Origin of the sequence: Streptomyces lancefieldiae, assembly GCF_031845825.1 — a bacterium.
In the GTDB taxonomy this organism is placed as follows: domain Bacteria; phylum Actinomycetota; class Actinomycetes; order Streptomycetales; family Streptomycetaceae; genus Streptomyces; species Streptomyces lancefieldiae.
Window position 1 is genome coordinate 1 of sequence record NZ_JAVRFH010000025.1, and the last position, 24,397, is coordinate 24,397.

Below are 24,397 nucleotides of genomic sequence, written 5' to 3' on the forward strand. Positions count from 1 at the left end.
GGTGGGCACAGGCCGGGGGTCTGGGGGCGGAGCCCCCAGCGAGGCCCCCACCGGAGCCGGACGCGGGCGAACGAAAGGGCCCCGAACCCAACCCGGGTCCGGGGCCCCACTCAGCGGAGCGCTACGGCAACTGCGCCGCCCGCGCCTCCCGCCGGTTGTCGCGGAAGTTGTTCACCCTGCGAGCCGTGGCGAACAGCGGAATCACCGCGCCCATCACCAGCTGCAGCGCACACCCGGTCTGCAGCAGCAGCTGCCCGCTCGGGGCGTCGAAGGCCCAGCCGGCCAGCAGCCCCATCGACAGGACGATCCAGGAGAGCATCGCCACCGCGAGGCGCCCCCGCGGCTTCGGGTACTCCACGCGGCTCACCATCAGCCAGGCGGTGCCGATGATCGCGAGGAGCGTCGCCACGAAGGGCAGCTCCAGCAGCACGATCGACACCACGGTCAGCGCCCCGAACGGCGACGGCATGCCCTGGAAGGTGCCGTCCTTGACCGTGACGCAGGAGAACCGCGCGAGTCTCAGCACCACCGCCAGCAGCACCACGATCGCCCCCACCGCCGCCACCCGCTGGTAGGCGTCGTCCGCGACCATGCCGTAGACGAGGACGAAGTACGCCGGCGCCAGCCCGAAGCTGATCAGGTCGGAGAGGTTGTCCAGCTCGGCGCCCATGGGCGAGCTGCGCAGCTTGCGCGCCACCAGGCCGTCGAACAGGTCGAAGATCGCCGCGCACAGCATCAGGATGACCGCCGTGGCCGCGCTGTGCCGGGCCATGCCGGACTCGTCGCTGCCCATGAGGTGCGGGATCAGGATGCCGGTGGTGGTGAAGTACACCGCCATGAAGCCGCACGTGGCGTTGCCCAGGGTGAGGGTGTCCGCTATCGACAGGCGGAGCGAGAGAGGCATCTCCTCCTCGTCGTCCACCTCGTCGGCCTCGGGCACCCACCCGGCCTGGGTCTGTGGATCAACCACGGTCAATTCGAGTCACCCCAGCCACCGTCTTCTGCCCCACCTCGACCGCGACCTCCACACCCTCCGGCAGGTACAGGTCGACGCGCGAGCCGAAGCGGATCAGGCCGACCCGGTCGCCCTGCTCGACCTTGGTGCCCTGGGGCACGTAGGGGACGATGCGGCGGGCCACCGCGCCGGCGATCTGGATCATCTCGATGTCGCCGAGCTCGGTGTCGAAGTGCCACACCACCCGCTCGTTGTTCTCGCTCTCCTTGTTGAAGGCGGGAACGAAGCCACCGGGGACGTGCTCGACCGACGTCACCGTGCCCGACAGGGGGGCGCGGTTGACGTGGACGTTGAGCGGGCTCATGAAGATCGCGACGCGGGTGCGGCCGTCCTTCCAGGGCATGATGCTCTGCACCACCCCGTCGGCGGGCGAGATGACCCGGCCCTGGGTGATCTCGCGCTCGGGGTCGCGGAAGAACCACAGCATCCCCGCCGCGAGCGCGGTGGCGGGGACGGCGACGGCCTTGGCGGCGCCGGAGCGACGGGCACGGAGGAGGCTGACGGCTGCGGTGGCGACGGTCGGCAGAAGCCACGGCGATGCTCCGCGCGCGAGGCGTACGCCGGCGAGGCTGTCGCGAGGTGCAGAGGTTTGGCTGTGGGGCATGGATGACCTTCGTAGGATGATGCCGCGCTCTGACGGGGGACGGCGGCTTTCCGGCGATCGTAGCGGCTCCGTGCCGCAACTGGGTAAGCCAGGAAGCCGAGTCGGCGGCCGAACAGTGCCTACGGGGTGTGACCTTGTTCTCCAAGAAAACACCCCGTATCCGGACATCTAACCCTGGAATCGATACTCTTCGAGCAGTCGGCGGCCGATGATCATTTTCTGGATCTCGGCGGTGCCTTCACCGATCAGGAGCATCGGGGCCTCGCGGTAGAGGCGCTCGATCTCGTACTCCTTGGAGAAGCCGTAGCCGCCGTGGATCCGGAAGGCGTCCTCGACGACCTCCTTGCAGTATTCGGAGGCGAGGTACTTGGCCATCCCTGCTTCCAGGTCGTTTCGTTCGCCCGAGTCCTTTTTGCGTGCAGCGTTCACCATCATCGCATGCGCCGCCTCCACCTTGGTAGCCATCTCCGCGAGCTTGAACTGAATGGCCTGATGCTGGGCGATCTGCTTGCCGAAAGTGTGGCGCTGCTGGGCGTACCGGACACCGAGTTCGAAGGCGCGCTGAGCGACGCCGCAACCACGTGCCGCCACATTGACGCGACCGACCTCGACGCCGTCCATCATTTGGTAAAAACCTCGGCCGGTGACGCCGCCGAGGACCCGGTCGGCCGGAACCCGCAGGTCGTCCATGATGAGCTCGGTCGTGTCGACGCCCTTGTACCCCATCTTGTCGATCTTGCCCGGGATGGTCAGTCCGGGGCGGACCTCGCCGAAACCGGGCTCCTTCTCCACCAGGAAGGTCGTCATCGACCTGTGCGGTGCCGCGGCCACCTCCGAAGGGGAGTGACCCTCGTCACTCTTCACCAGGACGGCCACCAGGGACGACGTGCCCCCGTTCGTCAGCCACATCTTCTGGCCGTTCAGGACGTACTCGTTGCCGTCCCGCACCGCCTTCGAGGAGATCGCCGCCACGTCGGAGCCCAGTGCCGGCTCCGACATGGAGAACGCGCCCCGGACGTCGCCGGCCGCCATCCGGGGCAGGAAGTGCTCCTTCTGCTCCTGCGTGCCGTGCTGCTTGAGCATGTACGCCACGATGAAGTGCGTGTTGATGATGCCGGACACCGACATCCAGCCGCGGGCGATCTCCTCCACGCACAGCGCGTAGGTGAGCAGCGACTCGCCCAGGCCTCCGTACTCCTCCGGGATCATCAGCCCGAACAGGCCCAGCTCCCTGAGTCCGTCGACGATGTCCTGCGGGTACTCGTCGCGGTGCTCCAGTTCCGTCGCGACCGGGATGATCTCCTTGTCCACGAAGTCCCGGACGGTGGTCAGGATCTCCTGCTGGATGTCGGTGAGACCGGCGGTCCGGGCGAGTCGCGCCATTACTGCTTCCCCTGTTCCTTCAGCTCCGGGCGGCCCGGCTGCTCGCCGCCGCGCTCCTTGACGTACGTCTCGGTCGGCACCATCACCTTGCGGCGGAACACGCACACGAGCGTGCCGTCCTGTTTGTAGCCCTTGGTCTCGACGTGGACGATGCCGCGGTCGCCCTTCGACCTGGACGGCCACTTGTCGAGCACGGTCGTCTGGCCGTAGACGGTGTCGCCGTGGAAGGTCGGCGCCACGTGCTTGAGCGACTCGATCTCCAGGTTGGCGATCGCCTTGCCCGAGACGTCCGGGACGGACATCCCCAGCAGGAGCGAGTACACGTAGTTCCCGACGACGACGTTGCGGCCGAAGTCCGTCGTCTTCTCCGCGTAGTTGGTGTCCATGTGGAGCGGGTGGTGGTTCATGGTGAGGAGGCAGAACAGGTGGTCGTCGTACTCCGTGACCGTCTTCCCGGGCCAGTGCTTGTACGTCGCCCCGACCTCGAACTCCTCGTAGGTGCGTCCGAACTGCATCGCCCTCAGCCCTCCGGGATCTCGAACTTGCTGGTGCGCCGCATGCCGGCGGCGCGTCCCTTGCCGGAGACGACCAGGGCCATCTTGCGGCTGGCCTCGTCGATCATCTCGTCGCCGAGCATCGCGGAGCCCTTCCTGCCGCCCGCCTCGGAGGTGTGGTAGTCGTACGCGTCCAGGATCAGCTCGGCGTGGTCGTAGTCCTCCTGCGAGGGCGAGAAGATCTCGTTCGACGCCTCGACCTGGCCCGGGTGCAGGACCCACTTGCCGTCGAAGCCGAGGGCGGCGGCGCGCCGGGCGACCTCGCGGTAGCCGTCGACGTTGCGGATCTGGAGGTAGGGGCCGTCGATCGCCTGGAGGTCGTTGGCGCGGGCGGCCATCAGGATCTTCATCAGGATGTAGTGGTAGGCGTCCGCCGGGTAGCCGGGCGGCTGCTCGCCCACGACGAGCGACTTCATGTTGATGGACGCCATGAAGTCGGCCGGGCCGAAGATGATGGTCTCGACGCGCGGGGAGGCCTGCGCGATCTCGTTGACGTTGTTGAGGCCCCGCGCGTTCTCGATCTGCGCCTCGATGCCGATCCGGCCGACCTCGAAGCCCATCGTCTTCTCGATCTGGGTGAGGAGGAGGTCGAGCGCGACGACCTGCTGGGCGTCCTGGACCTTGGGCAGCATGATGCAGTCCAGGTTCGGGCCGGCGCCCTCGACGACCGTCACCACGTCCCGGTACGTCCACTCCGTCGTCCAGTCGTTGACGCGCACGACACGGGTCTTGCCGGTCCAGTCGCCCTCGTTGAGGAACTTGACGATCGTGTGCCGTGCCTCCGGCTTGGCCAGCGGCGCGCAGGCGTCCTCCAGGTCCAGGAAGACCTGGTCCGCCGGGAGGCCCTGGGCCTTCTCCAGGAAGCGGGGGTTCGAGCCGGGCACAGCCAGGCAGGAACGCCGGGGGCGAAGGCGAGAGGTGCCGTCCCGCAGGGACGCCGTCTGAGGGTGGTGGTGGGAGACGGGCGGGCGGTTGACCGTGGTCATGCGGGGACCTCCAGGGGGTCGAGCTTGTTCGCGTTCCGGATCTCGTCGACGATCCGGCCGATGATGCCGGTGATGTCGAAGTCCTTCGGGGTGAAGACCGCGGCCACTCCCGCGGCCCGCAGTTCCTCGGCGTCACCGTTCGGGATGATGCCACCGGCGATCACCGGTATATCTGTGGCACCGGCCACACGGAGTCGCTCCAGCACGTCGGGGACGAGTCGGGCGTGCGAGCCGGACAGGACGGACAGGCCCACCGCGTGCACGTCCTCCGCCAGCGCGGCGTCCACGATCTGCTCCGGGGTGAGCCGGATGCCCTGGTAGACCACCTCGAACCCGGCGTCGCGGGCCCTGACGGCGATCTGCTCGGCGCCGTTGGAGTGCCCGTCCAGGCCGGGCTTGCCGACCAGGAACCGCAGCTTGCCGACGCCCAGGTCGCGAGCCGTCAGATCCACCTTCCGGCGCACCTCGGCCAGGGCCGACCCCTCCTCCGCGGCGACCGCGACCGGCGCCGAGGACACGCCGGTCGGCGCCCGGAACTCGCCGAAGACCTCGCGCAGCGCCCCGGCCCACTCGCCGGTCGTGACGCCGGCGCGGGCGCACTCCAGGGTGGCCTCCATGAGGTTGTCGGTGCCCTTGGCGGCCTCCTTCAGCTTCTCCAGCGCCTTGCACGGGCGCGGGTGGTTGAAGGGCGGCTGGTAGCGGGTGTCCCGCCAGTGCTGGAGCGCGGCGACGACGCGGGCCTCCACCGCCGGGTCGACGGTCTGGATCGCGGTGTCCAGGTCGGCGGTCAGCGGGTTCGGCTCGGTGCCCTCGAAGGCGTTGACACCGATGATCTTCTCCTCGCCGGACTCGATCCGGGCCCGGCGCTCGGCGTGCGAGGCGACCAGCCGCGACTTGAGGTAGCCGGATTCGACGGCGGCCATCGCGCCGCCCATCTCCTGGATGCGCTCGATCTCGGCGAGCGACCCGGCGACCAGCTCGTCCACCTTCGCCTCGACCACCTTCGAGCCCTCGAAGAGGTCGCCGTACTCCAGCAGGTCGCTCTCGTACGCCAGCACCTGCTGGATGCGCAGTGACCACTGCTGGTCCCAGGGCCGGGGCAGGCCCAGCGCCTCGTTCCAGGCCGGCAACTGCACGGCACGCGCGCGGGCGTCCTTGGAGAGGGTGACCGCCAGCATCTCCAGCACGATCCGCTGGACGTTGTTCTCCGGCTGGGCCTCGGTCAGGCCGAGGGAGTTGACCTGGACGCCGTAGCGGAAGCGGCGGTGCCTGGGGTTCTCGATGCCGTACCGCTCGCGGGTGACACGGTCCCAGATGCGGCCGAAGGCGCGCATCTTGCACATCTCCTCGACGAAGCGGACGCCCGCGTTCACAAAGAAGGAGATGCGGCCGACCACGTCGCCCATGCGCTCCTCGGGCACCTGGCCGCCGTCGCGCACCGCGTCGAGCACCGCGATCGCGGTGGACATCGCGTACGCGATCTCCTGCACCGGCGTGGCACCCGCCTCCTGCAGGTGATAGCTGCAGATGTTGATCGGGTTCCACTTCGGCATGTGGGAGACCGTGTACGCGATCATGTCCGTCGTCAGGCGCAGCGACGGCCCCGGCGGGAAGACGTGCGTCCCCCGGGACAGGTACTCCTTGACGATGTCGTTCTGGGTCGTGCCCTGGAGCCGGGTGATGTCGGCGCCCTGCTCCTCGGCGACGACCTGGTAGAGCGCCAGCAGCCACATGGCCGTGGCGTTGATGGTCATGGAGGTGTTCATCTGCTCCAGGGGGATGTCCTGGAGCAGCCGGCGCATGTCACCGAGGTGCGCGACCGGCACGCCGACCCGGCCGACCTCGCCGCGGGCGAGGACGTGGTCCGAGTCGTAGCCGGTCTGGGTCGGCAGGTCGAAGGCGACCGACAGACCCGTCTGCCCCTTGGCGAGGTTGCGCCGGTACAGCTCGTTGGACGCCTCGGCCGTGGAGTGACCGGCGTACGTGCGCATGAGCCACGGCCGGTCCTTCTGACGTTCGGTCATGCGGCGCTCCTCAGATGTTCCGGAAGCGGTTGATGGCGTCGACGTGCCGGGCGCGCATCTCCTCGTCGCGCACGCCCAGGCCCTCCTCGGGGGCCAGGCACAGCACGCCGACCTTGCCCTGGTGGAGGTTGCGGTGGACGTCGTACGCCGCCTGGCCGGTGTCCTCGAGGGAGTACACCTTGGAGAGCGTCGGGTGGATTCTGCCCTTGGCGAGGAGCCGGTTGGCCTCCCAGGCCTCACGGTAGTTGGCGAAGTGGGAGCCGATGATGCGCTTCAGGGACATCCACAGGTAGCGGTTGTCGTAGCTGTGGTCGTAGCCGGAGGTCGAGGCGCAGGTGACGATGGTGCCGCCCTTGCGCGTGACGTAGACGGAGGCGCCGAAGGTCTCCCGGCCCGGATGCTCGAAGACGATGTCGACGTCCTCGCCGCCGGTGAGTTCGCGGATGCGCTTGCCGAAGCGCTTCCACTCGCGCGGGTTCTGGGTGTGCTCGTCCGCCCAGAACCGGTAGTCCTCGGCGTTGCGGTCGATGATCAGCTCGGCGCCCATGCGCCGGCAGATCTCGGCCTTCCGCTCGCTGGAGACGACGCAGATCGGGGTGGCGCCGCCGGCCAGCGCGAACTGGGTGGCGTAGGAGCCGAGGCCGCCGCTCGCGCCCCAGATGAGGACGTTGTCGCCCTGCTTCATCTGGGCGCCGTTGCGGGAGACCAGCTGGCGGTACGCGGTCGAGTTGACCAGGCCCGGGGCCGCGGCCTCCTCCCAGCTGAGGTGGCCCGGCTTGGGCATCAGCTGGTTGGACTTGACCAGCGCGATCTCGGCGAGGCCGCCGAAGTTCGTCTCGAAGCCCCAGATGCGCTGCTCGGGGTCGAGCATCGTGTCGTTGTGGCCGTCGGAGGACTCCAGCTCGACGGAGAGGCAGTGCGCGACGACCTCGTCGCCCGGCTGCCAGGCGTTGACGCCCGGGCCGGTGCGCAGGACGACACCGGCCAGGTCGGAGCCGATGACGTGGTAGGGCAGGTCGTGGCGCTTGGTGAGCTCGCTGACCTTGCCGTAGCGCTCCAGGAAGCCGAACGTCGACAGCGGCTCGAAGATCGAGGTCCACACCGAGTTGTAGTTGACCGAGGAGGCCATGACGGCCACCAGGGCCTCGCCGGGGCCCAGCTCGGGCACCGGCACCTCGTCCAGGTGGATCGACTTGCGGGGGTCCTTGTCGCGGGTGTCGAGGCCCGCGAACATCTCCGTCTCGTCCTTGTGCACGGTGATCGCGCGGTACGACTCGGGGAGCGGCAGCGCGGCGATGTCGGCCGGCGTGGATTCGGGTGACTGGATCGCGTCCAGGATGTCCTTCACGGTCACGGTGTTGCCTCCGGCGGTGAGCGCCCTGAGGGAGGGGCGCTGAGGGGTGCGTCGGTGCTGCTGAGGGTGGGATGAGGAGGGCCGTCGGTTCGGCGGCGGTGCTGGTTCGGCAGCGCGTTTGTGGCGCGGGAGGGTGCCTGTGACGCAGGCGCCGGGCACGCAGGCGATGGCTTGCGGGGACAGCCCGGACACCTTCAACGTATGGCACCGCGTGTCACCCCGCAAGGCACTGGGTGCCAGAACTTGCTCTCAGATGAAAACTTTACGTATCAGATGAGCGATGATCGATCGAATGCGGGTCGGAGAGAGTGGGAAAAGGGGCGTTGACACGCAAAAACGGCCACCCGTCGGGTGGCCGTCGTCACAGGTCCTCACAGGGGAAGAGGTCGGGTCAACGTTCCTTCAGCGCCTGCTCGATGGCGCGCATCACCTCGTGCAGTGGCGCGTCGGTGCGTGCGACCGTCACCAGCACCTCACCCTGTACGGAGGCCGAGGAGGCGGCCGGCTGCGCCGAGGAGGCCGTGGAGCGCCCGGCCCCGATGCCCGTGCCGAACGTCTTGCGCACGATCCCGAAGGCGTGGTCGAGCTGGGCCTCCACGTCTCCCTGCCCGCCCGCCCGCAGCCAGCGCCGCAGCACGTGGTTGTGGGCGGTGACCACGGCGGACGCGGCGACCTCCGCCAGCAGCGGGTCGTCGTTGGCGTCGTCGTCGTGCGCGTGCTCGTCGAAGTGGCCGAGCAGATAGCGGGTGAAGAGACGCTCGTAGCGGGCCACCGACGCGATCTCCGCCTCGCGCAGGGTGGGCACCTCGCGCGTCAGCTTGTAGCGGGCGACCGAGATCTCCGGCCGGGCCGCGTACATCTTCATGACCTCCTTGATGCCGCGGCACACCGTGTCGAGCGGATGCTCGTGCGCCGGTGCCGCGTTGAGCACCGCCTCGGCGCGCACCAGGGTGTCGTCGTGGTCCGGGAAGATCGCCTCTTCCTTGGAACGGAAGTGACGGAAGAAGGTGCGGCGGGCGACCCCGGCGCGGGCCGCGATCTCGTCGACGGTGGTCGCCTCGTACCCCTTGGTCGCGAACAGCTCCATGGCCGCCGCCGCCAGTTCCCGGCGCATTTTGAGCCGCTGGGCGGCGGCCCGGCTGCCGGCCGCGCTCTCCGGCGCGTCGGTCGTGGCTGGTGTACGTGAGGACTTGGCGGGCTGGGACATGACCCGAACGTACTGCATGTTCGCGCCATCATGCGCGTGACCGGGGATTCCCCCGCCCGTGCGGGGCGGGGGAGACCCGCCCGGATCGAGCAGTCCGCCCCAGTCCTCCTCGGACCGGAACCAGTCGCCCGGTCGCTCAGCGGCGGGCATGTTCGCGGAAGCCGCGGCCCGTCTTGCGGCCGAGGCAGCCCGCGGCCACCAGGTGCTCCAGCAGGGGCGCCGGGGCCAGGCCCGGGTCCCGGAACTCGCGGTGCAGGACCTTCTCGATGGCGAGCGAGACGTCCAGTCCGACCACGTCCAGCAGCTCGAAGGGGCCCATCGGGTAACCGCCGCCCAGCTTCATCGCCGCGTCGATGTCGTCGAGCGTCGCGTAGTGCTCCTGGACCATCTTCACGGCGTTGTTGAGGTACGGGAACAGCAGCGCGTTGACGATGAACCCGGCCCGGTCGCCGCAGTCCACGGCGTGCTTGCGGACCTTGGCGCAGACCTCCCGGACGGTGGCGTGCACGTCGTCCGCCGTCAGCACCGTGCGGACCACCTCGACCAGCTTCATCACCGGCGCGGGGTTGAAGAAGTGCATGCCGATGACGTCCTGCGGGCGCGAGGTGGCGCGGGCGCAGGCGACGACGGGCAGGGAGGAGGTGGTGGTGGCGAGGACCGCGCCGGGCTTGCAGACCTTGTCCAGCGTGGTGAAGAGCTGCCGCTTGACCTCCAGGTCCTCCGCGACCGCCTCCACGGCCAGATCGACGTCGGCGAAGTCGTCGTACGTCCCCGTCGGCGTGATCCGCTCCAGCGTCGCGGCGGCGGCCTCGGCGGTGAGCCTGCCCTTGTCGACGCCGCGCGCCAGGGACTTGCCGACGCGGGCCTTGGCCGTGCTCGCCTTCTCCGCGCTGCGGGCGGCGAGGACGACCTCGTACCCGGCCTTGGCGAAGACCTCGGCGATGCCGGACGCCATGGTGCCCGAACCGGCGACGCCCACCGCGCGCACGGGACGGCCGGGGACCGGGACGTCGCCCGGACGCGGGGTGAGGGCGTCCGGCACGACCGTCGCACTGCCCGGCGCCTCGTAGGTGTAGAAGCCGCGCCCGGCCTTGCGACCCGTCAGGCCCGCCGCGCCGAGCTGGCCGAGGATGGGCGCGGGGGCGTGCAGACGGTCGTGGGAGGCGGCGTACATGGCCTCCAGGACGGTGCGCGCCGTGTCCACGCCGATCAGGTCCAGCAGGGCCAGCGGGCCCATGGGCAGACCGCAGCCGAGCCGCATCGCGGCGTCGATGTCCTCGCGGGAGGCGTAGTTCGCCTCGTACATCGCCGCCGCCTGGTTGAGGTAGCCGAACAGCAGCCCGTCGGCGACGAACCCGGGCCGGTCGCCGACCGCGACCGGCTCCTTGCCGAGCGCCAGGGCGAGGTCGGTGACCGCCGCGACCGCGCCCGGCGCGGTCAGCACCGAGGAGACGACCTCCACCAGCTTCATCGCCGGGGCCGGGTTGAAGAAGTGCAGGCCGAGCACCCGCTCCGGGCGCGACGAGTCGGCGGCCAGCCGCGTGACGGACAGGGCGTTGGTGCCGGTCGCCAGGATGGTGCCGGGGCGCACGATCCCGTCCAGCTCCCGGAAGATCTGCTGCTTGATCTCGTACGACTCCGGAGCCACCTCGATCACCAGGTCCGCGTCGGCCGCCGCGCGCAGGTCGGTGGAGGTGCGGACGCGGGCGAGGACGTCGGCGCGTTCCCGCCCGGTGAGTCGTCCGCGCTCGACGGCACGGGCGGTGGAGGACTCCAGCGCGGCGACGGCCGTCGCGGCCTGCGCCTCACTGACGTCGATGCCGACGACGTCGCGTCCGGCCCGGGCGAGGACTTCGGCGATGCCGGTGCCCATCGTGCCGAGGCCGACCACGGCGATGGTCCGGAGCGGGGACAGAGGGGCGTCGGACAGGGGAGTGGCCATCGCGGGACTCCAGGAATGAGGGTGACGACGGGAAGCACGCCCCGCTGCGCCGAGCGGCGCACCGGATGCGTGAGGAAGGATGCGGGTGTTGCCGGGCTGACGTGCGCACACGCCCGGCGCCGTCGTGGAGGGCGTGCACACGCCCGCACGGCGGCGGTGTCCGACCGGCCCTGTCCCGAGGCCGAGCCGTACCGCGGTAACCGGCACCGGAGGTACCGAACCGACTTGCTCCGCGCTCTCGACGGCCGCGTCACCAGACCGTCGAGAGGAGTGCCGCGAGTGGGTAACTCGCTCGTCTGATATTAACTCGCGAGTAACGAGCGCGCCAGCCCCCGGCGTTCGTGAGCTACGTCCCACCCGCGGGCCGGCGCCCCCTAACCTCGATGTCATGGACGAAGAGTTGCGATCGCTCACGGAACGCTTACGGGCCGAGTCGAGCGCGTCGGGCACGCCCGGCGCCCCCGCGGCGTACGACCGTCTCGTGGCGACCGGGGACCTCGATGAGCTGGCCGCGGTGCTCACGGAGCCCGGACGCCCCCTGTGGGCCCGGGAACTGGCCGCGTTCCGGCTGGGGCTGGCCGGGGACCGGCGGGCCTTCGAGTCCCTCGTGCTGCTGCTGAACCACCGGGACCCGCCGCGCTGTGCCTCCGCCGCCCACGCCCTCGCCCGCCTCGGCGACCCCCGCACCGCCCGCGCCGCCGCCGCCCTCGCCACCAACGAACTGCGCGTCGCCTACGCCCTGCACCCGGTGCGGCTGCTGGTCGAGCTGCGGGCCCCCGAGGCCGTGCCCGCGCTGATCACCACCCTGCGGCGCCGGCTGCGCCCGCACGACCCCTACCGCCGCGTGGCGCTCGCCTGCGTCGAGGGGCTCGGTGCGCTCGGTGACGGCCGGGCCGGTCCCGTCCTGAACGAGGCCCTGGCCCATCCGGCGCTCGCGGAGGCGGCGGTGCGGGCGCTGGCGCGGATCCCGGGGCAGCGGTGAGCCGTCGCCCGCGTCCTCAGCCGGCCAGTGCCCTCGCGTACCGCACCTCGGGCACACTCACGCCGTCCACCTCGGACGCCTCCTCGGCGCCGTCGGCGGCGAAACCCGCCCGCTCGTAGAAGCGCCGGGCGCGGGTGTTGCCCCTGAGCACCCACAGGAGCATGCGCCCGTGCCCGGCGGCAGAGCACCGGCGTACCGACTCCTGGAGCAGGGCCTGCCCGACGCCGGTGCCGAAACGCCCCGTGTCGACGTAGATGGCGTACAACTCGGCGTCCGCGGTGAGCCGTTCGCCGTCCCGGTACGGGCCGTGGCAGGCCCAGCCGACGACTTCGCCATCCGGATCCTCGGCGACCAGGTTCACCATGTGGGCCGGAGCCCGGGTGAAGAGGGAGCGGCGCCGCTCGGCGTCCTCGGTGACGCTCAGCCCGTCGAGGTACGGCTGCGGCATCAGGCCCCGGTACGCCGACTGCCAGCCCCGGACGCGGATCTCGGACACGCGGTCGCAGTCGGCGAGCGTCATCTCCCGCACGGCCGGCCCGCTCACGGGGCCACGACCGCGAACGCCTCGACCTCCATCAGGAACTCCGGCCGGACCAGCCCGGCGACCCGCACCGCCGAGACGGCCGGGAGCCGGTCGTCGGGTATGTGCTCGGCGCGGGCCGCGCGGATCGCGGGCATGTGCGCCATGTCCGTGACGAAGAAGGTCATCTTCACCACGTCGTCGAAGGTCGCGCCGGCCGCCGACAGGCACCGGCGCAGGTTCTCGAAGACCTGGCGGGCCTGCGCCGCCGGGTCGCCCGCGCCGACCAGCCTGCCGTCCTCGTCCAGGGCGAGCTGGCCGGAGACGGCCACGAACCGCCCCGAGCCGAGGACGACATGGGTGTACTGGGCGGCGGGCGCGACACCGTCGGGGGCGGGGATCCTGGTCAGCTCACTCATGCGTCCATCGTGGACCACGGGACTGACAACGCCCCCGGCGGGCCTCGAATGCGCCGCCCCTGGGCAGGGCAGCTACCTCCGGTGGCCGAGCAGCCCGTGCAGCGTCGAGCCGCGCGAGGACGTCGACGCGGCCTTGGACTTCAGCGGTTCCGGACCGGGCAGCGCCGCGCACACCGCGTCCGCCCCGCCGTTGCCGCCGCCGCTCGGCACGGTCCCGTCGGCCAGGTACGCGGCCAGGTGCCGGTCCAGGCAGTTGTTGCCGCTCAGGGTGACGCCGTGGTTACCGCCGCCCTCCTCGACCACCAGGCTGGAACCGCGCAGCAGCCGGTGCACGGTGACGCCGCCCTCGTAGGGGGTGGCCGCGTCGCCGGTCGCCTGGAACAGCAGGGCCGGCGGCAGCTCGCTGTTGGTGACGTCCACGGGTTGCCGCGGGGCCGTGGGCCAGAACGCGCACGGCGCGTTGTACCAGGCGTTGCTCCAGGCCATGAACGGCGCCTTCCCGTACACGCCCCAGTTGTCGTCGCGCCACTCGTCCCAGTCGCTCGGCCAGCCGGCGTCGCGGCACTGCACCGCCGTGTAGACGCTGTACGCGTTGTCGCCCGCGGCGTCCACGGCCCCGAAGTTCTGGTACGCCTCGACGAGCGGGCCGGTGTCCTCGTCGTTCGCGTACGCCGCGAACGCCTCCGCCAGGTAGGGCCAGTAGCCGTCGTAGTAGCCGCCGGGGATGAAGGTGTCCTCCAGTTCCGAGGCGCCGACCTTCCCGCCGGCCGGCTGCTTCGCCAGCGCGCTCCGCATGGCGTACCACCGGGTCTCGACCCGCTCCGGGTCGCTGCCGAGCCCGTACGCCGCGTCGTGCCGCGCGACCCAGGCCAGGAAGGCGCGGTGGCGGTCGTTGAAGGCGTGGTCCTGGCTGAGGTTGGCGTCGTACCAGACGTCGGTCGGGTCGACGACGGAGTCCAGCACCAGGCGTCGCACCCGGTCCGGGTGGAGCTTGGCGTAGACGGCGCCCAGGTAGGTGCCGTACGAGTAGCCGACGTAGTTGATCCTCTCGGCGCCGAGCGCCCTGCGGATCGCCTCCAGGTCCTGTGCGGCGCTGACCGTGTCGATGTACGGCAGCACGTCCGCGTACTTCTCGCGGCATGCTTCGGCGAAGGACCTGGCGCGCGTGACGTTGGCCTGCTCGACGGCCGGGGTGGCCGGCACGGAGTCGGGGCGCACCGGGGCGAAGTGGCCCGGCAGGCAGTCCAGGGAGGGTTTGCTCTCGCCCACGCCACGCGGGTCGAAGCCGATGACGTCGTACTGGGCGGCCACGTCCTTCGGAAGCGAGGACGCCACGAACCCGGCGAGCGTCAGCCCGCTGCCGCCGGGGCCGCCCGGGTTGACCAGCAACGGCCCCTGGTACTTCTTCGCGGTGTGCGGGATGCGGGACAGCGCCAGCGTGATCCGCCTGCCACTCGGGCGGGCGTGGTCGAGCGGCACCTCGAGGGAGGCGCACTGGAGCGTCGGGTAGTCGTCGGTGCCACACTTCTTCCAGCTGGGGCCCGCGGCGTGCGAGGTGCCCGCGGGACGCGGTGCGCTCGCCTCGGCGGGGACGGCCGTGAGGGCCCCGGCGGCGATGACGGCGGCGCCGCACAGCACGGCTGCGCGTTGTCTCATGGAGTCCTTCCAGGACGGGGAGGCGGCGGTCCGCGTGGGTCGCGGTCCTCGCCGCATCGTCCCGGGGGACACCCTCGAACGAACGCGTTCTGTCCGTACTTGACCCGATTGGGTCGTCGGATGCGCTCGAATGCTCTCAGATGAGGGAAAGCTGGACCGGCTCGGATGCCGTGGGTTCCTCCGGTCCGGGCCTCTCCGGTCCGGGCCTCTCCGGCTCATCGCCCCTGTGCGGCATCCCCGCCCGCGTGGGGCCGACGCCGTACTCCCGGGCCAGGTCGTGCACCTGACGCGTGATCCGGCGCTGGTACCACTTCGGGGCGTAGGCACCCTCCGCGTACAGCCGCTCGTAGCGGCGCACCAGATGAGGGTGGTGCCGGCCGAGCCAGGCCATGAACCACTCCCTGGCGCCCGGCCGCAGGTGCAGCACGAGGGGAGTCACCGAGGTGGCGCCGGCGGCGGCGACGGCCCGTACCGTCGCGCGCAGTTGGGCCGGTTCGTCGCTCAGGAACGGGATGACCGGCGCCATCAGCACACCGCATCCGATGCCGTGCTCGCCGAGGGTCCGTACGACCTCCAGGCGCCGCTCCGGCGCGGGCGTCCCCGGCTCCACGGTGCGCCACAGCTCGGGGTCGGTGAAACCGACCGAGACGGAGATCCCCACGTCCGTCACCCGCGCCGCCCGCGTGAGCAGCTCCAGATCGCGCAGGATCAGCGTGCCCTTGGTGAGGATCGAGAACGGGTTCGCCCGCTCGGTGAGCGCCGTGATGATGTCCGGCATCAGCCGGTAGCGGCCCTCGGCGCGCTGGTAGCAGTCGACGTTGGTGCCCATCGCGACGTGTTCGCCCTGCCAGCGGCGTGAGGCCAGCTGGCGGCGCAGCAGCTCGGGCGCGTTCACCTTGACGACGATCTGGGAGTCGAAGCCGAGTCCCGTGTCGAGGTCCAGGTAGCCGTGCGTCTTCCGGGCGAAGCAGTAGACGCACGCGTGCGTGCAGCCCCGGTACGGATTGACCGTCCACTCGAACGGCATGCGCGAGGCCCCCGGCACCCGGTTGAGGATCGAGCGGGCCCGCACCTCGTGGAAGGTGATGCCGCGGAACTCGGGCGTGTCGAACGTACGGGTGGTCACCGCGTCCGCGCCGAACAGCGCGGGGTCGGCGGCCCGGGCGTGGTCGGTGTCCGTGAGGTTGTCCCAGCGCATTGACGCCTCCTCGGTAGTGCTCGGCCCACACAATAGAACACACGTTCCCATGATCGTGCGGGTGGGACGCCCGGTACCGCGTCCCACCGCTCACGGGCCGCTTCGCGCCCCCCGATTTGGTGGCCGGGCGGTGGGGTGGTTGGCTTGCCCCGAACCCGAGAAACAGCCCCTGGAGGGACCCGATGGCGCAGGTCGAGTCGACGACGGAGCGGATCGTCGCGGCGGACGCGGAGACGGTGTTCGACACCCTCGCCGACTACAGCGGTACGCGCGCGAAGCTGCTGCCCGAGCACTTCAGCGAGTACGAGGTCCGCGAGGGCGGCGACGGCGAGGGCACCCTCGTGCACTGGAAGCTCCAGGCCACCAGCAAGCGCATCCGTGACTGCCTGCTGGAGGTCACCGAGCCGGCCGACGGGGACCTCGTCGAGAAGGACCGCAACTCCTCCATGGTCACCACCTGGCGGGTCACCCCGGCCGGTGAGGGCAGGTCCCGGGTCGTGGTCACCACCACCTGGCAGGGGGCCGGCGGCGTCGGCGGCTTCTTCGAGAAGACGTTCGCGCCCAAGGGGCTCGCCCGGATCTACGACGCGGTGCTCGCCAAGCTCGCCGCCGAGGTCGAGAAGTAGCCAAAAGGCAGTTCCCCGGGGGGTGTTGGGGCCCTCACCGGTTCGAGTGATCTGCATGAGATCCGGCCGCACGCCGTAACTCGTCGCACTGGTTCGTGGTTGTCCGCCGCAGGTGGCAATGGTGAGCAGGTGCGACGAGGGGAGCGGCACGTGGGCGGGATCACTCTGGTGCAGGAGGAACCGGTCGCCGCACCCCCGGCGCCTCCCGAGCCCCCCGCGCCCGCGCCGCAGCGGGAGCGGGAGCCGGGGAAAGGGTTGAGCCCGCGCCGGGTGCGACTGGTCTTCGTCGCACTGATGCTGGCGCTGCTGCTCGCCGCCCTGGAGCAGATGATCGTCGCCACGGCGCTGCCGAAGATCGTCGGCGAGCTGCACGGTCTGGACAGGATGTCCTGGGCGATCACCGCCTACCTGCTCACCTCCACGGTCGGACTGCCGATCTACGGCAAGCTCGGCGACCTCTTCGGGCGCAAGGGCGTCTTCCAGTTCGCCATCCTGGTGTTCGTCGTCGGCTCGGCACTCGCCGGCCGGGCGCAGACCATGGACCAGCTGATCGCCTTCCGCGCCGTGCAGGGCGTCGGCGCGGGCGGCCTGATGATCGGCGTGCAGGCGATCATGGCGGACATCGTGCCGCCCCGCGCGCGCGGCCGGTTCATGGGCCTGATCGGCGCCGCCTTCGGACTCGCCTCGGTCGCGGGCCCCCTGCTGGGCGGCTACTTCACCGACCACCTCTCCTGGCGCTGGTGCTTCTACGTCAACGTGCCCTTCGGCCTGATCACCATGGCCGTCGTCGCCGTCGTCCTGAAGCTGCCCAGGCCCGACGTCAGGCCCCGCCTCGACATCCTCGGCGCCCTGCTGCTCGCCGCCGCCTCCACCTGCCTGGTGCTGCTGACCAGCTGGGGCGGCACCGAGTACGCCTGGGACTCCCGGGTCATCCTCGGCCTCGGCGCCGGAGCCGCCGCGGCCACCGCCCTCTTCCTGGTCGCCGAGCACTTCGCGCCCGAACCCCTGATCCCGCTGCGGCTGTTCCGGGACTCCGTCTTCAACGTCACCGGCCTGGTCGGCCTCGTCATCGGCGTCGCCCTGTTCGGCGCCGCCAGCTATCTGCCGACCTTCCTGCAGATGGTCGACGGCGCCACCGCCACCGAGTCCGGCCTGCTGATGCTGCCGATGATGGGCGGCATCGTGGGCACCTCGATCATCTCCGGGCAGCTCATCAGCCGCACCGGTCACTACCGCAGCCACCCGATCCTCGGCAGCGCGCTGTCCGTCGTCGGCATGTGGCTGCTCTCCCGCCTCGACACCGACACACCCCGGCTGCACTACAGCATCTGGATGGCCGTCCTCGGCGCCGGCATCGGCATGGTGATGCCGGTCCTCGTCCTCGCCGTGCAGAACTCCGTGCGCCCCGCCGACCTGGGCACCGCCACCAGCGCCAACAACTACTTCCGTCAGATCGGCGGCAGCGTCGGCGCGGCCGTCTTCGGCACGCTCTTCGCCGACCGGCTCACCGACTCCCTGGCCGACCGGCTCCCCGCCGAGGCGGGCGCCGGGCTGCCCGACGCCGATGCCGTCACCCCACAGCTCATCCACTCCCTGCCCCCGGCGCTGCGCGACGCCTACATCGGGGCGTACGCCGACGCCATGCCGCGGATCTTCCTCTACCTGGTGCCGGTGCTCGTCCTCGGGCTGCTCATCGCCTTCTTCCTCAAGGAGAAACCCCTCGTGCCCCACAACGGCCACGCAACCGAGCCGGAGACCGCGCACCCCACCGTCCACGTCCCCCAGGCCCGATCGCCGTACGCCGCCGGCATCCCGGTCTGCGGCACGGTGCAGCACCCCGACGGCACCGTCGTGCCCCGCGCCGCCCTCACCCTCATCGACGTCGGCGGACAGCAGATCGGCCGGGGCGCCAGCGGCGACGACGGGCGCTACGCGCTGGCCACGCCGGGCGCGGGATCGTACGTCCTGATCGCCGCGGCCGGCGGTCACCAGCCGCAGGCGGTCTCCGTGACCGTCGGCGAGCGCCCGGTGGAACTGGACGTGGTCCTCGGCGGCGCCGGCCGCCTCGCCGGCAGTGTCCTCACCGCGGACGGCAGCCCCGTACGCGACGCGACCGTCACGCTCACCAACGTCCACGGCGAGGTGGTCGCCACCACCCGCAGCGGCCGGGAGGGCGGCTACGTCATCACGGAGCTGGTGGCGGGCGAGTACACCCTCGCCGCCAGCGCCCCCGCCTTCCGTCCGGCCGCGCTGCCCGTCAGCGTCCAGGCCGCCCGGGAGACCCGCCAGGACGTCGAACTGGCCGGGGGTGCCGTACTGCGCGGCATCGTGCGCGCCAGTGGCGGGCGGGCCGTCGAGGACGCGCGCGTGACGCTGCTCGACGCGGCGGGCAACGTGGTGGACACGCTGACCACCGGGCCGGACGGCGCCTTCCGGTTCATCGACCTGTCGTCGGGCGAGTACACCGTCATCGCCGCCGGCTACCCGCCCGTCGCCACGGTGCTCCAGGTGGCCGGCGGCGGCCGCACCGAGCGCGACCTCCAGCTCGGGCACGAGGACTGAGACGGGCCGGCGGCGCGCGTTCGCGCGCCGCCGGTTCCCCCGCGCGGCACTTGGTCACCGGCCACCGCCGTACGAGCGCGGTGCTGGAGGGTCGTTGGCTCGACGTGACGCATCGGACAGGGGCGGTGGCCTGCCCGAAGCTCACGGAACCGATGTCGACAACCGATGCCGGCGGTATGGACCTGTGGTAGTTGTGTGGGTCCTGGCCCGCGTGTTCGGCGGCATGTAGCGTCATGCGCATGAAGATCCTCATCAGCGCCGACATGGAGGGCGCCACCGGTGTCACCTGGCCGGCCGACGTGCTGCCGGGGACACCGCAGTGGGAGCGGTGCCGGTCGATGTTCACCTCGGACGTGAACGCGGCGGTGCAGGGCTTCCTCGACGGCGGAGCCGACGAGGTGCTGGTCAACGAGGCCCACTGGACCATGCGCAACCTGCTCCTGGAGCGGCTCGACGAGCGGACGCAGATGCTCACCGGACGGCACAAGGCGCTGTCCATGGTGGAGGGCGTCCAGCACGGCGACGTGGACGGCATCGCGTTCATCGGGTACCACGCGGGCGCCGGCATGGAGGGCGTCCTCGCGCACACCTACCTCGCCAACCAGATCACCGGCGTGTGGCTGAACGGCGTACGGGCCAGTGAGGGTCTGCTCAACGCGCACGTCGTCGCCGAGTACGGGGTGCCGGTGGTGCTGGTCACCGGGGACGACGTGGCCTGCGAGGACGCGCTCGGGTACGCGCCCGGGGCGCTGAAGGTCGCGGTCAAGGACCATGTGTCGCGGTACGCGGCCGTGTGCCGTACGCCGGCCAGGACCGCCGCCGACATCCGGGCGGCGGCCAAGGAGGCGGCGGCGCTCGCCGTGCGGCACGAACCGGTGAGCGGCGGGCCGTTCACCGTCGCGGTGGAGTTCGACGCCGAACACCTCGCGGCGGCCTCGACCGTCGTGCCGGGGGTGGACCGCGTCGGGGAGCGCAAGGTGGCGTACACCCACGAGACCATGTTCGAGGCGATCCGCACCTTCAAGGCGGTCACCACGATCGCCTCGGCCGCGGTGGAGGAGCAGTATGGCTGAGCAGTCCGGGACCATGACCCGCGCCACCACCGGTGGCACGTCCGAGAGCGTGGACGCGCGGGCACTGGACGAGGTCGTCCGGTTCACCTCCGAGCTCATCCGGATCGACACGACGAACCGGGGCGGCGGCGACTGCCGGGAGCGCCCCGCCGCCGAGTACGCCGCCGCGCGCCTCGCCGAGGCGGGGATCGAGCCCACGCTGCTGGAGCGCACCAAGGGCCGGACCAATGTCGTCGCCCGCATCGCGGGCACCGACCCGTCGGCCGACGCGCTGCTCGTGCACGGACATCTGGACGTGGTGCCCGCCGAGGCCGCCGACTGGAGCGTGCACCCGTTCTCCGGGGAGGTCCGCGACGGCGTCGTGTGGGGACGCGGCGCGGTCGACATGAAGAACATGGACGCGATGATCCTGGCCGTCGTGCGCGACTGGGCCCGGCAGGGGGTGCGCCCCAGGCGGGACATCGTGCTCGCGTTCACCGCGGACGAGGAGGCCAGCGCCGAGGACGGCTCCGGCTTCCTCGCCGACCGGCACGCCGCGCTGTTCGAGGGCTGCACCGAGGGCGTCAGCGAGTCCGGGGCGTTCACCTTCCACGACGGCGCCGGCCGGCAGTTCTACCCGATCGCCGCAGGTGAGCGCGGCACGGGCTGGCTCAAGCTCACCGCGCGGGGGCGGGCCGGGCACGGCTCCAAGGTGAACCGGGAGAACGCGGTCACCCGGCTCGCGGAGGCGGTCACCCGCATCGGCGCCCACGAGTGGCCGCTGTGCCTGACCCCGACGGTGCGCGCCGCCCTGACCGAACTCGCCGCCGTCTACGGCATCGAGACCGACCTGAGCGACGTCGACGCGCTGCTGGACAAGCTCGGGCCCGCCGCCGAGCTGGTCGAGGCCACCGTCCGCAACAGCAGCAACCCGACCATGCTGGACGCCGGTTACAAGGTCAACGTCATCCCCGGCCAGGCCGTCGCGTACGTCGACGGACGGTTCCTGCACGGCAGCGAGGACGAGTTCCGCAGCACCCTCGACCGGCTCACCGGACCGGACGTGGACTGGGAGTTCGCCCACCGGGAGGTCGCCCTCCAGGCGCCGGTGGACTCGGCGACGTACGCCGGGATGCGCGCCGCCGTCCAGGAGTTCGCCCCGGAGGGACACGTGGTGCCGTACTGCATGTCCGGCGGCACGGACGCCAAGCAGTTCTCGCGGCTCGGCATCACCGGCTACGGCTTCGCGCCGCTCAGGCTGCCCGAGGGCTTCGACTACCAGGCCCTCTTCCACGGCGTCGACGAACGCGTCCCCGTCGAGGCGCTGCACTTCGGCGTCCGGGTCCTGGACCGGTTCCTGCGCACGGCCTAGACGAGGAGACGGAGAAGAGAGTGGGGCAGCCAGTGCAGACCCTCGCGTACGGATCGTGGCCCTCGCCCATCGACGCCGCGCTCGCCGCCGCGCACGACGGGCGTCCGGAGGACGTGGGTTTCGTCGGCGAAGAGGTGTGGTGGACCGCGCCCCGGCCCACCGAGGGCGGCCGGCGCACGCTGGTGCGCCGGCGGGCCGACGGGACGCAGGAGCCCGTGCTGCCCGCACCGTGGAACGTGCGCAGCCGCGTCATCGAGTACGGCGGCCGGCCCTGGGACGCGCTCATGAAGGACGACGGGCCGCTGCTGGTCTTCGTGAACTTCGCCGACCAGCGGTTGTACGCCTACGAGCCGGGCGGCGGCGAGCCGCGTCCGCTGACACCGGTCTCCCCGGTGGGCGGCGGGCTGCGCTGGGTGGAGCCGCACCTGCGCGCCGGACACGGCGAGGTGTGGTGCGTCCTGGAGGAGTTCACCGGCGACGCACCCACCGACGTGCGCCGGGTCCTGGCGGCGGTGCCGCTGGACGGCTCGGCGGCCGACGACCGGGACGCGGTGCGTGAACTCACCGACGACCGGCACCGGTTCGTCACCGGACCCCGGCTCTCGCCCGACGGCCGGCGTGCGGCCTGGCTCGCCTGGGACCACCCGCGCATGCCCTGGGACGGCACCGAGCTGATCGTCGCCGAGGTCGGCCCCGAGGGTGGCTTCCAGGACGCCCGGACCGTCGCGGGCGGGCCCGAGGAGTCGATCGCCCAGGTCGACTGGGCCCCCGACGGTGCCCTGCTGTACGCCTCCGACCGCACCGGCTGGTGGAACCTCTACCGCGACGGTCAGCCGCTGTGCGCCCGCGAGGAGGAGTTCGGCGGCCCGCTGTGGAAGCTCGGCCGGCGCTGGTTCGCGCCGCTGGACAGCGGCCTGGTCGCGGTCCTGCACGGCCGTGGCGACGCCACCCTGGGGATACTCGACCCCGAGACCGGCGAGGTCGTCGACGCGGTGGGTGAGTGGACCGAGTTCGCGGCCACGCTCGCCGCCCACGGCGAGCGGATCGTGGCCGTCGGCGCCGGCCCGCGCAGCGCCTACGAGGTGGTGGAGCTGGACGCCCGTACCGGCCGGACCCGGGTGATCGGCGCCCCGCACGAGGACGCCGTGGACCCCGCGTACTACCCGCAGCCGCAGGTCCGCACCTTCACCGGCCCCGACGGCCGCGACATCCACGCCCACCTCTACCCGCCGCACCACCCCGGCTGTACCGGCCCCGACGGCGAGCTGCCGCCGTACGTCATCTGGGCGCACGGCGGACCCACCAGCCGGTCGCCCCTGGTGCTGGACCTGGAGATCGCCTACTTCACCTCCCGCGGCATCGGCGTCGCGGAGGTCAACTACGGCGGCTCCACCGGACACGGCCGGGAGTACCGCGACCGGCTGCGCGAGCAGTGGGGCGTGGTCGACGTCGAGGACTGCGCCGCAGTCGCCCTCGCCCTCGCCGAGGAGGGCACCGCCGACCGGGAGCGGCTCGCCGTGCGGGGCGGCAGCGCGGGCGGCTGGACGGCCGCCGCCTCACTGGCCACGACCGACGTCTACGCCTGCGGCACGGTCATCTACCCGATCCTCGACCTGACCGGCTGGGGCACGGGGGAGACGCACGACTTCGAGTCGCGCTACCTGGAGAGCCTCATCGGCCCGTACGCAGAGGTGCCCGCCCGGTACGCCGAGCGGTCGCCCACCGAGCACGCCGACCGCGTCACCGCGCCGTTCCTGCTGCTCCAGGGCCTGGATGACGTGATCTGCCCGCCCGTACAGTGCGAGCGGTTCCTCGCCCGTATGGCGGGCCGGGGGGTGCCGCACGCCTACCTGGCCTTCGAGGGCGAGGGACACGGTTTCCGCCGGGCCGAGACCATGGTGCGCGCGCTGGAGTCCGAACTCTCCCTCTACGCGCAGGTCTTCGGCCTGTCCCCGCGCGGCATCCCGACCCTGGAGCTGACCGAGTGAGGGACCTGACCCGGCCCGCCCGGCTCGCCCCCGGTGCCCGGGTGGCCGTCGTCGCGCCCAGCGGTCCCGTGCCCGAGGAACGGTTGCAGGCGGGCCTGGACGTGCTGCGCGGCTGGGACCTCGACCCGGTCGTGGCGCCGCACGTCCTGGACCGGCACGACACCTTCGACTACCTCGCGGGCGCCGACGCCGACCGGGCCGCCGACCTCCAGGCCGCCTGGTGCGACCCGTCGGTGGACGCGGTGCTGTGCGCCCGCGGCGGGTACGGCGTCCAGCGCATGACCGACCTGCTCGACTGGGAGGCGATGCGCGCGGCCGGACCGAAGGTGTTCGTCGGCTTCAGCGACATCACCGCGCTGCACGAGGCGTTCGCCACCCGGCTGGGTCTGGTCACCCTGCACGGGCCGATGGCCGCGGGGATCGACTTCCTGAAGAACGCGCGGGCGCAGGAGCACCTGAAGGCCACCCTGTTCGCGCCGGACACGGTCCGCGTGATCGCCTCCGGCGGTACGCCGCTGGTGCCCGGCCGGGCGCGGGGCGTCACCCTCGGCGGCTGCCTCGCCCTGCTCGCCGCCGAACTGGGCACCCCGCACGCCCGTCCCTCGGCGCGCGGCGGGCTGCTGTGCCTGGAGGACGTGGGGGAGGAGACGTACCGGCTGGACCGCTACCTCACCCAGCTCCTGCGCGCCGGCTGGCTCGACGGGGTCGGCGGCGTGCTGCTCGGGTCGTGGCACGAGTGCGAGCCCTACGAGCGGCTGCGGCCGATGCTGGCGGACCGGCTCGGCGGCCTCGGCGTGCCGGTCGTCGAGGACTTCGGCTTCGGCCACTGTGCGGGGGCGCTGACCGTCCCGTTCGGCGTAACGGCGGAACTGGACGCGGACGCGGGCACCTTGACGCTGGACCGACCGGCACTGCGCTGACCGGGACGGGGCGGCACGTCGTAGGCTGGCGGA

General features: G+C 71.7%; 20 protein-coding genes. 7 read left to right on the plus strand and 13 right to left on the minus strand.

Annotated features, from left to right (window positions below; translation table 11 throughout):
- Positions 1–121: 121 nt before the first annotated feature.
- The 9 genes from pssA to RM812_RS23195 all read right to left on the minus strand — a co-directional run bounded on the left by pssA (position 122) and on the right by RM812_RS23195 (position 11,069).
- Entirely contained in the window at positions 122–940 is an 819-nt protein-coding gene (pssA, locus tag RM812_RS23155; protein WP_031037634.1) for a CDP-diacylglycerol--serine O-phosphatidyltransferase, read from the minus strand.
- A gap of 22 nt (positions 941–962) precedes the next feature.
- A complete protein-coding gene (locus RM812_RS23160; RefSeq protein ID WP_311575162.1) occupies positions 963–1,619 on the minus strand; it encodes a phosphatidylserine decarboxylase in 657 nt (218 codons plus the stop codon).
- Between the two features lie 168 nt (positions 1,620–1,787).
- Complete coding sequence (locus RM812_RS23165) at positions 1,788–3,002, minus strand: acyl-CoA dehydrogenase family protein (protein WP_311575163.1); 1,215 nt, start codon at positions 3,000–3,002, stop codon at positions 1,788–1,790.
- Positions 3,002–3,517, minus strand: a complete 516-nt coding sequence (locus RM812_RS23170) for a MaoC family dehydratase (protein ID WP_311575164.1) — start codon at positions 3,515–3,517, stop codon at positions 3,002–3,004. The genes RM812_RS23165 and RM812_RS23170 overlap by 1 nt, the downstream gene beginning before the upstream one ends.
- Positions 3,518–3,522: 5 nt before the next feature.
- Positions 3,523–4,542, minus strand: a complete 1,020-nt coding sequence (locus tag RM812_RS23175; RefSeq protein ID WP_311575165.1) for an HpcH/HpaI aldolase/citrate lyase family protein — start codon at positions 4,540–4,542, stop codon at positions 3,523–3,525.
- Positions 4,539–6,566: a protein meaA gene (locus RM812_RS23180; RefSeq protein ID WP_311575166.1), complete on the minus strand. Its 2,028-nt coding sequence runs from the start codon at positions 6,564–6,566 to the stop codon at positions 4,539–4,541. Before RM812_RS23180 ends, RM812_RS23175 begins: the two co-directional genes overlap by 4 nt.
- 10 nt (positions 6,567–6,576) lie before the next feature.
- Positions 6,577–7,914, minus strand: a complete 1,338-nt coding sequence (gene ccrA, locus RM812_RS23185; protein WP_311575259.1) for a crotonyl-CoA carboxylase/reductase — start codon at positions 7,912–7,914, stop codon at positions 6,577–6,579.
- A 397-nt stretch (positions 7,915–8,311) separates the two neighbouring features.
- Complete coding sequence (locus tag RM812_RS23190) at positions 8,312–9,127, minus strand: TetR family transcriptional regulator (RefSeq protein ID WP_311575167.1); 816 nt, start codon at positions 9,125–9,127, stop codon at positions 8,312–8,314.
- Positions 9,128–9,263: 136 nt separating this feature from the next.
- Positions 9,264–11,069 carry a 3-hydroxyacyl-CoA dehydrogenase family protein gene (locus RM812_RS23195; protein WP_311575168.1) on the minus strand — a complete coding sequence of 602 codons (1,806 nt, stop codon included), beginning with the start codon at positions 11,067–11,069 and terminating at the stop codon, positions 9,264–9,266.
- A 388-nt stretch (positions 11,070–11,457) separates the two neighbouring features.
- Between RM812_RS23195 and RM812_RS23200 the strand changes: the two genes are divergently transcribed.
- Positions 11,458–12,051 (plus strand): adenylosuccinate lyase, encoded by a 594-nt coding sequence (locus RM812_RS23200; protein WP_311575169.1) that lies wholly within the window; start codon positions 11,458–11,460, stop codon positions 12,049–12,051.
- Between the two features lie 16 nt (positions 12,052–12,067).
- Here RM812_RS23200 and RM812_RS23205 read toward each other — a convergent pair whose 3' ends face one another.
- From RM812_RS23205 to RM812_RS23220, 4 genes are all read right to left on the minus strand, one after another.
- Positions 12,068–12,571 carry a GNAT family N-acetyltransferase gene (locus RM812_RS23205; protein WP_311575260.1) on the minus strand — a complete coding sequence of 168 codons (504 nt, stop codon included), beginning with the start codon at positions 12,569–12,571 and terminating at the stop codon, positions 12,068–12,070.
- A gap of 20 nt (positions 12,572–12,591) precedes the next feature.
- Complete coding sequence (locus RM812_RS23210; protein ID WP_311575170.1) at positions 12,592–12,990, minus strand: RidA family protein; 399 nt, start codon at positions 12,988–12,990, stop codon at positions 12,592–12,594.
- Positions 12,991–13,062: 72 nt separating this feature from the next.
- A complete protein-coding gene (locus RM812_RS23215) occupies positions 13,063–14,646 on the minus strand; it encodes an alpha/beta hydrolase (protein ID WP_311575171.1) in 1,584 nt (527 codons plus the stop codon).
- Between the two features lie 136 nt (positions 14,647–14,782).
- Positions 14,783–15,844, minus strand: a complete 1,062-nt coding sequence (locus RM812_RS23220) for an Rv2578c family radical SAM protein (protein ID WP_311575172.1) — start codon at positions 15,842–15,844, stop codon at positions 14,783–14,785.
- Between the two features lie 182 nt (positions 15,845–16,026).
- Between RM812_RS23220 and RM812_RS23225 the strand changes: the two genes are divergently transcribed.
- The 6 genes from RM812_RS23225 (at position 16,027) to RM812_RS23250 (ending at position 24,364) form a co-directional block, all read left to right on the plus strand.
- Positions 16,027–16,470 (plus strand): SRPBCC family protein, encoded by a 444-nt coding sequence (locus RM812_RS23225; RefSeq protein WP_311575173.1) that lies wholly within the window; start codon positions 16,027–16,029, stop codon positions 16,468–16,470.
- A gap of 150 nt (positions 16,471–16,620) precedes the next feature.
- Positions 16,621–19,032: an MFS transporter gene (locus tag RM812_RS23230; RefSeq protein WP_311575174.1), complete on the plus strand. Its 2,412-nt coding sequence runs from the start codon at positions 16,621–16,623 to the stop codon at positions 19,030–19,032.
- Positions 19,033–19,271: 239 nt separating this feature from the next.
- Positions 19,272–20,105 carry a M55 family metallopeptidase gene (locus RM812_RS23235; protein WP_311575175.1) on the plus strand — a complete coding sequence of 278 codons (834 nt, stop codon included), beginning with the start codon at positions 19,272–19,274 and terminating at the stop codon, positions 20,103–20,105.
- A 13-nt stretch (positions 20,106–20,118) separates the two neighbouring features.
- The gene (locus RM812_RS23240) at positions 20,119–21,456 is read left to right on the plus strand and encodes a M20/M25/M40 family metallo-hydrolase (RefSeq protein WP_311575261.1); all 1,338 of its coding nucleotides are present in this window, start codon (positions 20,119–20,121) and stop codon (positions 21,454–21,456) included.
- Between the two features lie 20 nt (positions 21,457–21,476).
- The gene (locus RM812_RS23245) at positions 21,477–23,444 is read left to right on the plus strand and encodes a prolyl oligopeptidase family serine peptidase (protein WP_311575176.1); all 1,968 of its coding nucleotides are present in this window, start codon (positions 21,477–21,479) and stop codon (positions 23,442–23,444) included.
- A complete protein-coding gene (locus RM812_RS23250; protein WP_311575177.1) occupies positions 23,441–24,364 on the plus strand; it encodes a S66 peptidase family protein in 924 nt (307 codons plus the stop codon). The genes RM812_RS23245 and RM812_RS23250 overlap by 4 nt, the downstream gene beginning before the upstream one ends.
- Positions 24,365–24,397: the final 33 nt, after the last annotated feature.